This is a genomic window from Streptomyces durhamensis, from assembly GCF_000725475.1.
Taxonomy (GTDB): Bacteria; Actinomycetota; Actinomycetes; order Streptomycetales; family Streptomycetaceae; genus Streptomyces; species Streptomyces filipinensis.
On the sequence record NZ_JNXR01000002.1, the window covers coordinates 409,091 to 421,643 of the forward strand.

Genomic DNA, 12,553 nt, shown 5'->3' on the forward strand with positions numbered 1-12,553 from the left:
AAAACACTCCCAGCCCGTTACCGGGACATGGTGGCGCTTCCACCAGGCATGAGGGGAGACTGACTGCAGATCGTCCCGGCGCGAGCCACGCGCCGCCGACGCCCAAGGAGGCACCCGTGCCGCATGTCCTGGTCCTCAACGCGTCGTACGAGCCGCTCGGCGTCGTACCGCTCCGCCGCGCGCTCATCCTCGTCCTGGAGAACAAGGCCGTCTCCCTGGAGGAATCCGGCGCCTATATGCACAGCGCGACCGTCACAGTCCCCGCACCCAGCGTGGTCCGGCTCAAGCGTTTCGTCCGGGTTCCCTATCGGGGGCCCGTTCCTCTCACCCGCCGCGCGCTGTTCGCCCGCGACGGGGGCCGGTGCATGTACTGCGGTGGCGTCGCAACCAGCGTCGACCACGTCATCCCGCGCAGTCGCGGGGGCAAGCACGTCTGGGACAACGTGGTGGCCTCCTGCCGCCGCTGCAACCACGTCAAGGCCGACCGCCACCTCGTCGAACTGGGGTGGCGGCTGCGGCACAAGCCGGCCCCGCCGTCCGGGCTCGCCTGGCGGATCATCGGTACCGGGCACAGGGATCCGCGCTGGTTGCCTTACTTGCAGCCGTATGGCGCGGATGACGCCTTGGCCCGGATCGACGGCATCTCTGCCTGACTTTCCGGGCCGTGTTCTTTCGCCTCCCAGGGGGCGCGGTGACAGGGGCCCGGCGGCCGTTCGTGGCCGGTCGCGCCCACGCGGCGGAGCCGCCCGTCGACACGGCCCCGCGCCCCCGCAAGCCGGCCCGCGCCCCGGCGTCTCAGGCGCGAGGCCCCTCAGGGCGGGCGCCCGCCGCCGCGTACAGAGCCGCCCCCAGCGCGAACAAGGTGACCGCCGCCGCCCACGCGCCCCTCTCCGCCCCCGGCTGCATCGGCCACGCCCACACCGTCGCCGCGCGGCCACGGGCGCCGTGGCCGCCCATGTACACGGCCGAGACATAGGCGAAGGCCGGCAGCCAGCTCAGGCGGGCGCCCAGGAGAACGGCGGCCAGGGCCGTGAACCCCGTGCAGCCCAGCGTGTTGCGGATCATGGCGGGCGGTCCGAAGGTCTCGGTGTGGCCGAGGACCGCCAGCGACAGCAGGGCCGCCGCCAGCGCGGTCAGCAGCGCGAGCTGCGCCAGACGCCGCGGCCACCACGGTCGTACGGCCGTACGGTCCAGCTCCGCCGAGGCCGTGTACAGGCTCGTCCCGATCACGGCCGAGGCCAGCAGCGGGGCGAGCGCCACGACGGGCACCCGGCGGTCCGGGTCCAGATAGCTGTCCAGCTGCCCGGCGGACCACACCGCGAACGCCGTGGTCCCGGTGAGCGCGGCCAGGGTGAGCGGCAGGGCCCGGGAGCGGGCGTAGAGGACGAGGCCGTTCACAGCTGCGGCACCCCCCTGACATCGCAGCTGCCCGCCGTCGCGAAGTACGCCGACAGCCATGCCCTGCGCTCCGTGTCGCTCATCGCCGCCAGGTGCGCCCGCGCGGCCACCCTCTTGCGCAGTTCGGCGCGCTGGGCCTTGGAGCCGTGCGCGTCCAGCCCGTCGATGTGGGACTCGTAGGGGAGGGGCGCCAGATAGTGCTCGACCAGCTCGTCCAGCTCCATCACCCGCGGATCCTCGCACTCCGTGTGCCGCCCCAGCGCGGCGGCGGCCTCCCAGGCGAACTGGCGCGGATTCGTCAGCCGCCCCCGTACGAGCGCCCAGCCGACCGGCGTGACGATCGGCAGCTGTGCCTCGTCGGGGTGGAGCCCGCCCTGCCGGTCCGCCCAGCGCACCGGCAGGTTCCGCACCCCCTCCAGCTTGCCGGTGATCCCGGCCACGGCCGCCTTGACCTGCGGCAACAGCTTCGCGTACCGGGTGTTCACACAGACCGCCGGAGTGGTCGAGGTGTCGCAGACCTGGTGCCGGGAGAGCGGATCCGGGCGCACCAGGCCCTCGCCGGTCTGCACCAGCAGCGCACCCGCGGCCACGGCGGCGGCCAGCGGCAGCAGGGCCGCCGTCCGGCGCCGGGCGGCGTACGCCAGCACAGCGGCGAGCGCCACACCACCGGTCCACACGGCCATCGCCACCGGCTGCCACCACACCGGCAGTTCGTCGTCGCCGACAAAGAACACGGGGCTCAGCGGGGAGCCGTGGCCAGAGGAACCGATCGTCGCCGCCCCGAGCCCGGCGTACCCGGCCACGGCCAGCAGCGGCGCCGCCAGCCGCGTCGGCAGGACCCGCCCGGCCACCTGGCCGGCCAGTGCCGCCGAGGCCAGGGCCGCCGCGTCCCCGGGCAGCAGCCCCAGGTGCGGCCGGTCGCCCAGCGCGTACGGCTGCGTCGCGAGCAGCGCGGCGGCCACGGCGACCAGATAGCCGGCCGTCACCCAGGCCGTCAGCGGGAGCGCGGCGGCCAGGAACCGCACCAGCGGCGGCCGGACGACCGTCCCCCACAGCTCCTCGGTACGCCGCCGCCGCTCCCGTCCGCCCTGCCAGCAGCCCGCGGCGGCGCCCAGCGGCAGCATGATCAGCAGGGCGTTGTGCACCTCCGCGGCGGTCGCCCCCCAGTCGCCCTGCCACCGCTTCGCCGTGTAGCCCAGCATCACCCCGAGCGTCACCAGGACCACGGCCCCCGCGAACGGAGCGAAACCCCGCACGGCCTCCGTACGGAGCGGGTGCGGAGCCCCCTTGCGCGCCCCCGGCGCCCTGCGCTGCGCGAGCATCGTCATCGCACGGCCTCCCGCGCGCCGCTGCCCGCCGTGCGGTGAGCCCGCAGTACGGCGGTGTACCCGCGCTCGATCGGATGGTCGCCCGGACCGTCGGACGCCTCGCCGAGCGCCGTGAGCGCCTCCGGCGTGCCCCGGTAGGCGACCCGGCCGCCGTCGAGGAGGGTGACCTCCGTACAGGCGGCGGCCACGTCCTCCACCAGGTGGGTGGAGACCACCACCGTCGCCGAGGTGCCCAGCTCGCGCAGCAGCGCGCGGAACTCCACGCGCTGCTCCGGGTCCAGCCCGGCCGTCGGCTCGTCCAGCAGCAGTACGGCCGGGTCGTTGACGATGGCCTGCGCGATCCCGACGCGGCGGACCATGCCCCCGGAGAGCGTGCGCACCTTCGCGTCGGCGCGGTCCGCGAGGCCCACCCGGGTCACGGCCCGCTCCACGGCGTCCGGCACCCGCTCGGCGGGCACCTCCTTCAGCCAGGCCACGTACGCGACGAACTCCCGCACCGTGAAGCCCGGGTAGTAGCCGAACTCCTGCGGCAGATAGCCGAGCCGGCGCCGCACCTCGGTGCGGCCGCGGTGCTCGGCGGTGTCCTCGCCGAGGATCTCCACCCGGCCGGCGTCCGGCCGGGCGACCGTGGCCAGCACCCGGATGAGCGAGGTCTTCCCGGCCCCGTTCGGGCCGAGCAGCCCGTGCACACCGGTGCCGAGACCGAGGTCGAGGGAGTCGAGGGCAAGCGTCTTGCGGTGCCGGACCCGCAGGCCGGTCACATGTATGGAGTTCAAGGACTCTCCAGGAAGGAGCGGTTCAGGGAGGAGCGGTTCAGGGAGGAGTGGTTCAGGGAGGAGTGGTTCAGCAGGCCGGACGGCATGGCCGGGTCACGGCCGGGGCATGGCGGATCCCGGCCGGTTCGCGGCTGGGCCCGCGGGCGTGGCGCCCGCCGTCACCGGCCGAGCGGGCGGTCGTACACGGGGCGGCGGGCGGCCAGCAGGACGGCGCTCAGCACGGCCGCCGCCGCCCACGCGCTCTGTGCGCCGATGCCGTCGAGGCAGCGGGAGAGCTGCTCGGCCAGCCGGGCGCCGCCCGCGTCGCCGGACGCGCCGGGCACCGGGCCCAGGACGGCCGCCAGCCAGCCGCCCCCGGTCACCAGGGCCGCCGCCCGGCAGCCGATGAAGGAGGCCAGCGCCAGCGAGCCCAGCGACAGCGCCAGCCCGGGCAGCAGCCAGGCCGCGGCGGCGGGCGCGCCCGAGGCGGGCAGCAGCAGACCGGTGAGGGTCAGCAGCGGCACGCTCACCGCGAGGACGGCGACCGTGCGGATGAGCGCGAGCCGCAGTCCGCCGCCCGGGGTGGCCGCCGCGATCTCGTGCAGCGGGTCGGCGTGCGGGCCGTAGGACAGGGCGATCCCGGTCACAGGCACGACCGGCGCGACCGCCAGCAGCAGCGCCCGCGTGCCGGGGAGGCCCGCGCCGTAGGCCAGGGCCAGCGCGCCGGCGGCCACGACGAGCACGGCGGGCAGCCATGCCCCGCGCACGGCGGGCCCGGCCGCCCACAGCAGCCGCGGCAGCCGGGAGCCGTGCGGCCTCGGGGACGAGCGCGCCGGACGCGTTCGCGGCTGCGGGGCGGTGGGCCGTCCCGGTCGCCGCTCGGGTGCGGTCCGCCCCACCGGATGCCGTTTCGGGGCGGGCCGCCGTACCGGGGTCCGCGCGGTCTCCGGGGCCGTGTCCGGGGCCGGGTCCACAACGGTCTCCAGGACCGCCGCCCGGACCTGCGCGAGCACCGTGCCGGCCGTCGTCGCGCCCACCGCGTCCGACACCCGGGACGCGCAGCCCGCGCAGTCCTCCACGTGTTTCTCCAGGGACCACGCGTCCGGCTCCGGCAGCGTGCCCTCGGCATAGCGGGCGGCGAGCTCGCCGGAGACGTGCCAGACGCGCGCGTTGCCGTCTCTCATGCGGTGCCTCCGATCGGGGACGGGTTCAACTGGGCCAGTGCGGCCCGCAGTTCGGCACGGGCGCGCCGGGCGCGGGACTTGACCGTGCCCTCGGGTATGCCGAGCAGCTGGGCCGCCTCACGGGTACTCAGCCCGTCCACCACGGTCGCCCGCAGCACCTCGCGCAGTTCCGGGGAGATCCGGTCCAGGGCGGTGCCGACATCGCCGTACTCCAGTCCGGCCAGCACCCGGTCCTCGGCGGACGGCGCGCCGGCGGGCTCGTGGCGGCCGACCGCCGCCTCCAGGGGCGCCGCCGTCCGCGCGGTCCGCTCCTGCGCCCGCCGGGCGTCGACGAGGCGGCGCGCGGCGATCGTCCACAGCCAGCCGCCCGCCTCCTGCCCGCGGTGCCCGGCCGCCGACCGCCACACCGTGACGAACGTGTCCTGCAACACCTCGCGCACCGTTTCCGGGTCGGCGCACCGGCGCGTCAGCCGCGCGTGCAGCCAGCCCGCGTGCCGGTCGTACAGCGCGGCCATCGCGGCCGCGTCCCCCGCGGCGACGGCCCGCAGCAGCGCCGCGTCCCCGTCGGCGGCGCCGGCTCTCCCGTCGCTCTCCCGCTGGCCCCCCATGGGGCGGAACAGTTTCACACCCTCTCTATCGATCACCGGGCCGGTGCCGGATCACGGACAGGTGCTCGGAACGTCCGCGAGTGCGGACGCCGTCACGGGGTAGGCCTGCCGTAACCCGTTCAAAGCCGCATCATCCGACCCGAGCAACCGACTCACCCGAAGGAGGCCCCCGTGGCCGCACCGGCTCGACTCTCGATCCCGGCCCAGTGGAAACCCGTGGCGGAGCCGTCCGCCACGACCGCCGAAGCACCGCTGTGCGTCTTCAGCGCGGAGAGCGCCTGCGCCCAGACCCCGCTGACCAGCGAACCACCCCTGCCCGACGCCGAGCCCCTGACCAGCGAGCCGCCGCTCGCCGACGCCACCCCGCTGACCAGCGAGTCCGACGCCTTCGGCGCGGGGGTGTAGATGGCCGCGGCGTTGGAGGACCCCGCGGAAGCGGACCTGTCCCGGCTCGCCGAGCTGCACGGGGTCGCCACCTCCTACAGCCCCGCCCCGGGCCGCGACGTCCCGGTCCCCGCCTCCGCCGTGATCGCCGCCCTGGCCGCCCTGGGCGTCGACGCGGCCGGCCCCGGCGCCGTACGCACCGCGCTCGCCGTCCGGGAGCGCGAGCTGAGCGAGCGCCTGCTGCCGCCGACGGTCGTGCACTGGGCCGGCGACCCGCGGGGACCCGCCGCCCTCACCGCGCTGCCGCCCGGCACGCGGCTGCGCGTGCGGACCGAGGAGGGGGAGGAACGGGACGGGACCTGGAACCTCCCGCTCGGCGTGCACCGCCTGACCGCCGCCGCCCCCGACGGCCGCACCGGCCACGCCCGCCTCGTCGTCGCCCCCGACCGGCTGCCCGCCCCGCCCGGCCGCTCCCACGGCCTGCTGGTCCAGCTGTACTCCCTGCTCTCCCGCCGCTCCTGGGGCATGGGCGACCTCGGTGACCTCGCCGAGCTGGCCGGCTGGGCCGGACGCACCGCCGGCGCCGGATTCATCCAGGTCAACCCGCTGCACGCGGCCGTACCCGGCGCCCCCACCGACCCCTCCCCGTACCGCCCGTCCTCCCGCCGCTTCCCCGACCCCGTGCACCTGCGGATCGAGGACGTCCCCGAGTACGCGTACGTCCCGGACCGCGAGCGGCTGAACGGACTGCTGGAGCGGGCCGAGCGGCTGCGCGCCACCGTCCTCGACAAGGGCGCCCTCATCGACCGGGACGCGGTGTGGGAGCTGAAGCGGGAGGCACTGGAACAGGTGCTCGCCGTCCCGCTGGGCCCCGGCCGCCGGGCCGCCTACGACGAGTTCCGCGCCGCCCAGGGCCAGGCCCTCGACGACCACGCCACCTGGTACGCCCTCGCCGAGACCCACGGCTCCGACTGGCACCGCTGGCCCGGCGAACTGCGCGACCCCCGCTCGGCCGACACCGCCCGCGCCCGCGCCGAACTCGCCGGCCGGGTCGAGTTCCACGCCCGCCTCGCCTGGCTCACCGACGGCCAGCTCCGGGCCGCCCAGCGCGCCGCCCGCGAGGCCGGGATGCCGGTAGGGATCGTGCACGACCTCGCCGTCGGCGTGCACCCGGCCGGCGCCGACGCCTGGGCCCAGCAGGACGTGTTCGCCGCCGGTATGTCGGTCGGCGCCCCGCCCGACGCCTTCAACGCCCGCGGCCAGGACTGGGGCCTGCCGCCCTGGCGCCCGGACCGGCTCGCCGCCTGCGGGTACGCGCCGTACCGCGACCTGCTGCGCGCCCTCTTCCGCTACGCCGGCGCCCTGCGCGTCGACCACGTCATGGGCCTGTTCCGGCTGTGGTGGGTCCCGCAGGGCAGCCCGCCCACCGAGGGCACCTACGTCCGCTACGACGCCGACGCCATGCTCGCGATCCTCGCCCTGGAGGCCACCCGTGCCGGGGCCGTCGTCATCGGCGAGGACCTCGGCACCGTCGAGCCGGGCGTGCGCGAGACGCTCGCGCGGCGCGGGGTGCTCGGCACGTCGGTGCTGTGGTTCGAACGCGACTGGGAGGGCGACGGCCGCCCGCTGCCGCCCGACCGCTGGCGCGACGGCTGCCTGGCCACCGCCACCACCCACGACCTGCCGCCGACCGCCGCCCGGCTGACCGCCGACCACGTCGACCTGCGCGACCGCCTGGGCCTGCTCACCCGCCCGGCCACCGAGGAGCGGGCCGAGGCCACCGCCGACGCCGCCGAGTGGCTCGCCCTGCTCGGCAGCCTCGGCCTGCTGGACCTGACGGCCGCCGGACCGCCCGGCACCGACGAGGAGGAGGAGATCCGCGCCGTCCACCGCTTCCTGTTGCGCACCCCGGCCCGGCTGATCGGCGTCTGGCTCCCGGACGGCGTCGGCGACCGGCGCCCGCAGAACCTGCCGGGGACCTGGGACCAGTACCCGAACTGGCGGCTGCCGATCGCGGACCGCCAGGGCCGGCCGGTGCCTCTGGAGGAACTGACGGCCGCGCCCCGGCTGAGGGCGCTGCTCGATGTGTTCACGCAGGCCAGGGAGGGGTGAACCCCCGCTAGTGGACCCCGGGCGCGCGTCCTTCCGGGTGGTTCGCTAACTTGAGATCGTGGACAAGAAGAACGCCCTGCGCGCCGGCGCCCTGGCCGCCGGCACGACGCTGATGATGCTGCTCATGTCGTCCCCCGCGCTCGCGCTGACCCGCGACGACGGCGACGACCCCGGCCATGGTCTGAGCGTCGTCCAGACGCTGGGCCTCTACGTGCTGATCCCGCTGGCGCTGTTCGTGGTGATCGCCGGTCTGGTGATGACGCTGGACAAGTCCAAGATCAGGGTCATCGTCCCGTCGGCGAAGGCCAAGGCGAAGTCCGGGGCCAAGGCCTGACCGGACACCGGTTCTGCCGCCGGGGGCGCCTGTCCTCCCGCTGGTACGCGCGCACGCCGTACCCGGGTGAGACCGGCGCCCCCGGCGTTTTTCCGCCCCGGCGTTCCGGCTCTCCGGCTCAGGGATTCGGCGCGGTCAGGTACCGCTGCACGGTCGGCCCGAGCCACGCCAGCAGCTCCTCGCGGGTCAGCTCCCGCGCCGGCGGCAGCCGCAGCACATAGCGGGTCAGGGCCAGCCCGAGCAACTGGGCGGCACACAGCGCGGCCCGGGCGGGGGCCTGCTCGGGGTCGGGGCACACCTGCCGGGCCACCGGCAGCAGCTGGTCCCGGAAGATGCCCTGCATCCGCTCGGCCCCGGCCTGGTTGGTGGCGCCGACCCGCAGGACGGCCGTGAGCTCCTCGTTCTCCTCCCACAGGCCCAGGAAGTGGGCCACCAGGGCCTGTCCGGCCTCGTCCCGCGGCACGCGCGCCAGGTCGGGCAGCCGCAGGTCCAGCGCGACGGCCGCCGCGAACAGTCCCTCCTTGCTGCCGTAGTAGCGCATCACCATGGAGGGGTCGATGCGCGCGTCCTTGGCGATCGCCCGGATGGTGGCCCGGTCGTAGCCGTCGGCGGCGAACCGCTCGCGGGCGGCGGCGAGGATGGCGCCACGGGTGGCGTCGGAGCGGCGTGCGGGGTTGGTCTTCGTGCCGTCGGTCATGCCAACGAGCGTAGGTCAACAGGCGTAGGCCAACAACCGTTGACTCGGGCGGGTCCACCGCTCTACGCTTGCCAACAAGCGTTGACCAACGCCCGTTGGCCAACAGATGTTGGCGCCCAGGAGGCCACCATGACCGGCACCAAGGGAAACGGCACGCAGCACGTCATCGTCGTCGGCTCCGGCCCCACCGGCCTGCTGCTCGCCGGTGATCTCGCCGCCGCCGGCGTCCCGGTGACCGTCCTCGAAAAGCGCCCCCGGAAGATCAGCAACCTCTCCCGCGCCTTCGTCCTGCACGCCCGCACCCTCGAACAGCTCGACGCGCGTGGTCTCGCCGACGACCTGGAGGCCGTGGGACAGCCGCTGGACCGCCTCCGTCTGTTCGGCCGCCTCACCATCGACCTCGGCGTCCTCCCCTCCCGCTTCCGGCATCTCCTCGTCCTCCCCCAGTACGAGGTCGAGAAGGTCCTGGAGCGGCGCGCGGTCGCGGCGGGTGCCGGCTTCTGGTACGAGACCGAGCTGACCGGGCTCGCCCAGGACGCCGACGGGGTGACCGTCGAGGTGCGCGGTCCGCAGGGGCGTGCGGAGAGCCTGCGTGCGGCGTACGTCGTCGGCGCCGACGGCATGCGCAGCGGCGTACGGGACGCGATCGGGCTGCCGTTCCCGGGCAGGTCGGTGATCCGGTCGGTCGTCCTCGCCGACGTCAGGCTCGCCGAGAAGCCGCCGACCCTGCTCACCGTCAACGCCGTCGGCGACGCCTTCGCCTTCCTCGCGCCGTTCGGCGACGGCTACTACCGGGTGATCGGCTGGCACCGCGGCCGTGACGTCGCAGACGACGCGCCGCTGGACCTGACCGAGGTTCAGGAGATCACCCGCCTCGCCCTCGGCCGGGACTTCGGGATGCACGACGCCCGCTGGATGTCCCGCTTCCACAGCGACGAACGGCAGGCGCCCGCCTACCAGGTCGGGCGGGTGTTCCTGGCCGGCGACGCCGCGCACGTGCACACCCCGGCCGGCGGCCAGGGCATGAACACCGGGCTCCAGGACGCGGCCAACCTGAGCTGGAAGCTGGCGGCCGTCGTCACCGGCCACGCGGACCCCGCGCTGCTCGGCACCTACCAGGCCGAGCGGCACCCGGTGGGCCGGGCGGTGCTGCGCAGCAGCGGCGGGATCGTCCGCCTCGCCATGGCCAAGCGCCCCTGGACCCTCGCGGCCCGCGCCGCGCTCACCGCGTTCCTGAACGCCGTGGGCCCCGCCCGGCGCGCGGTCGCCGCCCGGGTCACCGGCATCGGCTACCGCTACCCCGCGCCCCGGGGCGCCCACCCGATGACCGGTACCCGCGTCCCGGACGTCGCCCTGGCCGGCGGCACTCGCCTGTACGAGGCGCTGCGCGGCGGCCGGTTCGTCCTGATCACACCGGAGCCGTACGAGGTGGGGGCCGGCCGTAGGGACCGGCCGGCCGTGGCGCGCTGGGCGAGCGACCGCCGTACGACCGTGCTGGTCCGCCCCGACGGATACGCGGCCTGGGCCGCCGACTCGGCCACCGCGGCGGACATCGAGGCGGCGCTGGCCGCCCACCCGGGGGCCCGGCGTCCCGCTTCCCCGGCAGGGGACTAGCAGCCGGCTTCCTCGGAGGGGGTCAGTGCCCCGCTTCTCCGGGGGGAGTGTCCCGCTTCTCCGGGGGCCAGCACCCCGCTTTCCCGGAAGGGGGCTGGTACGCCGCCTCCCCGGCAGGGGGGCAGTACCCCCGCTTCCCCGGAAGGGGGCTGGTACGCCGCCTCCCCGGCAGGGGGCCAGTACCCCGCCTCCCCGGAAAGGGGCTAGTGCCCCGCCTCCTCGGTGGCCGACAGCAACTCCCGCAGCAGGCCGGCCAGTTGGCCGGCCTGCTCGCTGTCGAAGGGCGACAGGGCCTCGGCCTGGACCGCGAGGCCCGCGCCGACCGCCCGGTCGATGACGTCCAGCCCCTTCTCGGTCAGGGTCACCTGGAGGGCGCGCCGGTCGTGCGGGTCGGGGGAGCGGCGCAGCAGGCCGGCCTTCTCCAGCTTGTCGAGACGGCCGGTCATGCCGCCGGTGGTGAGCATGAGGGTGGCCGACAGCTGGCGCGGCGAGAGGGTGTACGGCTCGCCCGAGCGGCGCAGGGTCGAGAGCACGTCGAACTCGCCGCGGGAGATGCCGTAGGGGCGGTACGCCTCCTCCATGCGGTCGCCCATGGTGCGCGAGAGGCGGTAGATCCGGCCGAACACCTCCATCGCCCTGGTGTCGAGGTCGGGCCGGACGGCGGCCCACTGGTCGATGATCGCGTCGACGGGATCCCTGCGCTGCTGCGGGCCTTCGTTCATGGGCCGAGTATTCCTCGCTCGATGGTCGCCTGCAAGAAAGTGACTTGCGGAAAAGTAGCTTAGCGCTAAGCTACTTCCGAGCAAGCTACTCAGGAGGGGGCCCAGGATGAAGAGGACGAACAGCAGGAGCCGCGCGGACGACCGTGTCCCGCACGAGTGGGTGCTGCCCGTCACCGCCGCCGTCAACGGCGTCGGCACCGGCATGTACGTCCCGTTCACACTGGTCTTCTTCCACGCCGTGACCGGGCTGTCCTTCACGCTCGTGGGCGCCGTGCTCACCGCCACCGGCCTCGCGGGCATCGCCGCACTGCCGCTCGCCGGGACGGCGGTGGACCGGTACGGCGCCAAGCGCGTGCAGTACGTGCTGAACGGCGTCCGGGTCGCCGGCTTCGCCCTCTACCCCTTGGCCCACTCCCTGGCCGCCTTCGCGGCCGTCGCCCTGGTCACGGCCGCCGCCGACCGGGCCTTCCCCGCCGCGCAGCAGTCCCTGATCGGCGAGGTGGCGCGCGGCACGGGCCGGGACCGGCTGCAGGCGTCGACGCGGGCGCTGCAGAACGCGGGCAACGGCGCGGGAGCGCTGCTGGCCACGCTGGTCATCTCCCTCGCGGGCAGCGCCGGTTACACCTGGGCGGCCTGGGGCAACGCCCTGTCCTTCGCGCTCGCGGCGCTGCTGCTGCGGCCGCTGCGCCCTATGCCGCCGGCGCGTACGGCGGCCGAGGCCCCCGCCCCGCGCCGGGCGGGCGCCGACTACCGGCTCGTCCTCGCCGACCGGCCCTTCCTGGTCGTCACCGGCGCCAACTTCCTCAACGCGCTGAGCTATTCGGCCCTGTCGGTCCTCTTCCCGCTGTACCTGGTGGAGTGGCTGCACGGTCCCGCGGTGCTCACCGGTGCCGCGTTCACCCTCAACACGGTGCTGTGCGCGGTGGCCGGGGTCGGTGTCGGCGCGCGGGTCCGCAGGACCGGCGCCCGGCGTACCCGCGCGGCGGCGCTGGGCGGGGGCCTGTTCGCGGCCGCCTTCGCCGCACAGATCGTGCTCGGCACCGTGCGGCCCGCGTCGGCCACGGTCCTGGGTGGCGCCCTGGTCGCCGTGGTCGTCGTCTACACCGTCGGCGAGCTGATCCACAGCCCCGCCGCCCAGGTGCTCGCGGTCGAGGCGGCGCCCGAGGAGGTGCGCGGCCGGTATCTGGCGGCGTACCAGATGTCCTGGTCGCTGGCGAAGGCGGTGGCGCCCTCCCTGTTCACGGCCCTGCTCGCGGTGGACGGCCGGGCGCCGTGGGCGGTGCTCGTCGTCACCTCGGCGGTGGCAGCCGCGCTGCTGATCCGCACGGAGGACCGCCTGCCGGCGGCGGCGGTACGACCGCTGCCGGCCCCGACGCCCCACCGCGGCGGCACCCCCGCCCCGGCCCCCGTCCCAGCC

13 protein-coding genes are annotated in these 12,553 nt (G+C 75.6%); 6 read left to right on the forward strand and 7 right to left on the reverse strand.

Annotated features, from left to right (window positions below; all coding sequences use genetic code 11):
• The first annotated feature begins 116 nt into the window (after positions 1-116).
• Complete coding sequence (locus IO33_RS0103630) at positions 117-653, forward strand: HNH endonuclease (protein ID WP_031160068.1); 537 nt, start codon at positions 117-119, stop codon at positions 651-653.
• Positions 654-795: 142 nt separating this feature from the next.
• On the opposite strand, the gene IO33_RS0103635 is transcribed toward IO33_RS0103630, so the two are convergent.
• The 5 genes from IO33_RS0103635 to IO33_RS0103660 all read right to left on the reverse strand — a co-directional run bounded on the left by IO33_RS0103635 (position 796) and on the right by IO33_RS0103660 (position 5,273).
• Positions 796-1,398 carry a hypothetical protein gene (locus IO33_RS0103635; protein ID WP_031160070.1) on the reverse strand — a complete coding sequence of 201 codons (603 nt, stop codon included), beginning with the start codon at positions 1,396-1,398 and terminating at the stop codon, positions 796-798.
• A complete protein-coding gene (locus IO33_RS0103640) occupies positions 1,395-2,726 on the reverse strand; it encodes a hypothetical protein (RefSeq protein WP_031160072.1) in 1,332 nt (443 codons plus the stop codon). The genes IO33_RS0103635 and IO33_RS0103640 overlap by 4 nt, the downstream gene beginning before the upstream one ends.
• Entirely contained in the window at positions 2,723-3,487 is a 765-nt protein-coding gene (locus IO33_RS0103645; protein WP_037684832.1) for an ABC transporter ATP-binding protein, read from the reverse strand. Before IO33_RS0103645 ends, IO33_RS0103640 begins: the two co-directional genes overlap by 4 nt.
• A 173-nt stretch (positions 3,488-3,660) precedes the next feature.
• The gene (locus IO33_RS0103655; protein ID WP_031160077.1) at positions 3,661-4,665 is read right to left on the reverse strand and encodes a zf-HC2 domain-containing protein; all 1,005 of its coding nucleotides are present in this window, start codon (positions 4,663-4,665) and stop codon (positions 3,661-3,663) included.
• Positions 4,662-5,273, reverse strand: a complete 612-nt coding sequence (locus tag IO33_RS0103660) for an RNA polymerase sigma factor (protein WP_031160079.1) — start codon at positions 5,271-5,273, stop codon at positions 4,662-4,664. The genes IO33_RS0103655 and IO33_RS0103660 overlap by 4 nt, the downstream gene beginning before the upstream one ends.
• 171 nt (positions 5,274-5,444) lie before the next feature.
• Here IO33_RS0103660 and IO33_RS0103665 point away from each other — a divergent pair, with 171 nt between their 5' ends.
• The 3 genes from IO33_RS0103665 to IO33_RS0103675 are packed head-to-tail and all read left to right on the forward strand — an operon-like array spanning position 5,445 to position 8,103.
• Positions 5,445-5,678, forward strand: a complete 234-nt coding sequence (locus IO33_RS0103665) for a hypothetical protein (RefSeq protein ID WP_031160081.1) — start codon at positions 5,445-5,447, stop codon at positions 5,676-5,678.
• Positions 5,679-7,769 carry a 4-alpha-glucanotransferase gene (gene malQ / locus IO33_RS0103670; protein ID WP_031160083.1) on the forward strand — a complete coding sequence of 697 codons (2,091 nt, stop codon included), beginning with the start codon at positions 5,679-5,681 and terminating at the stop codon, positions 7,767-7,769.
• A 58-nt stretch (positions 7,770-7,827) separates the two neighbouring features.
• The gene (locus IO33_RS0103675; RefSeq protein WP_031160086.1) at positions 7,828-8,103 is read left to right on the forward strand and encodes a hypothetical protein; all 276 of its coding nucleotides are present in this window, start codon (positions 7,828-7,830) and stop codon (positions 8,101-8,103) included.
• A 118-nt stretch (positions 8,104-8,221) separates the two neighbouring features.
• Here the strand turns inward: IO33_RS0103675 and IO33_RS0103680 are convergent, their stop codons facing one another.
• Positions 8,222-8,800, reverse strand: coding sequence for a TetR/AcrR family transcriptional regulator (locus IO33_RS0103680; protein ID WP_031160089.1), 579 nt, complete (start codon positions 8,798-8,800; stop codon positions 8,222-8,224).
• Between the two features lie 129 nt (positions 8,801-8,929).
• Here IO33_RS0103680 and IO33_RS0103685 point away from each other — a divergent pair, with 129 nt between their 5' ends.
• On the forward strand, positions 8,930-10,414 hold the full coding sequence (locus IO33_RS0103685) for an FAD-dependent monooxygenase (protein WP_031160091.1): 1,485 nt from the start codon (positions 8,930-8,932) through the stop codon (positions 10,412-10,414).
• A 203-nt stretch (positions 10,415-10,617) separates the two neighbouring features.
• On the opposite strand, the gene IO33_RS0103690 is transcribed toward IO33_RS0103685, so the two are convergent.
• Positions 10,618-11,136 (reverse strand): MarR family winged helix-turn-helix transcriptional regulator, encoded by a 519-nt coding sequence (locus tag IO33_RS0103690; RefSeq protein WP_031160094.1) that lies wholly within the window; start codon positions 11,134-11,136, stop codon positions 10,618-10,620.
• 106 nt (positions 11,137-11,242) lie between these two features.
• Between IO33_RS0103690 and IO33_RS0103695 the strand changes: the two genes are divergently transcribed.
• Positions 11,243-12,553, forward strand: a 1,311-nt coding sequence (locus IO33_RS0103695; protein WP_063765729.1) for an MFS transporter, incomplete at its 3' end; no start/stop codon positions are given.

What these genes read in the sequence shown, in the direction of transcription:
- IO33_RS0103640 (WP_031160072.1), bottom strand. Translation starts at nt 2,726, where the DNA reads ATGACGATGCTCGCGCAGCGCAGGGCGCCGGGGGCGCGCAAGGGGGCT.
- malQ (WP_031160083.1), top strand. Translation starts at nt 5,679, where the DNA reads ATGGCCGCGGCGTTGGAGGACCCCGCGGAAGCGGACCTGTCCCGGCTC.
- IO33_RS0103655 (WP_031160077.1), bottom strand. Translation starts at nt 4,665, where the DNA reads ATGAGAGACGGCAACGCGCGCGTCTGGCACGTCTCCGGCGAGCTCGCC.
- IO33_RS0103680 (WP_031160089.1), bottom strand. Translation starts at nt 8,800, where the DNA reads ATGACCGACGGCACGAAGACCAACCCCGCACGCCGCTCCGACGCCACC.
- IO33_RS0103660 (WP_031160079.1), bottom strand. Translation starts at nt 5,273, where the DNA reads ATGGGGGGCCAGCGGGAGAGCGACGGGAGAGCCGGCGCCGCCGACGGG.
- IO33_RS0103685 (WP_031160091.1), top strand. Translation starts at nt 8,930, where the DNA reads ATGACCGGCACCAAGGGAAACGGCACGCAGCACGTCATCGTCGTCGGC.
- IO33_RS0103690 (WP_031160094.1), bottom strand. Translation starts at nt 11,136, where the DNA reads ATGAACGAAGGCCCGCAGCAGCGCAGGGATCCCGTCGACGCGATCATC.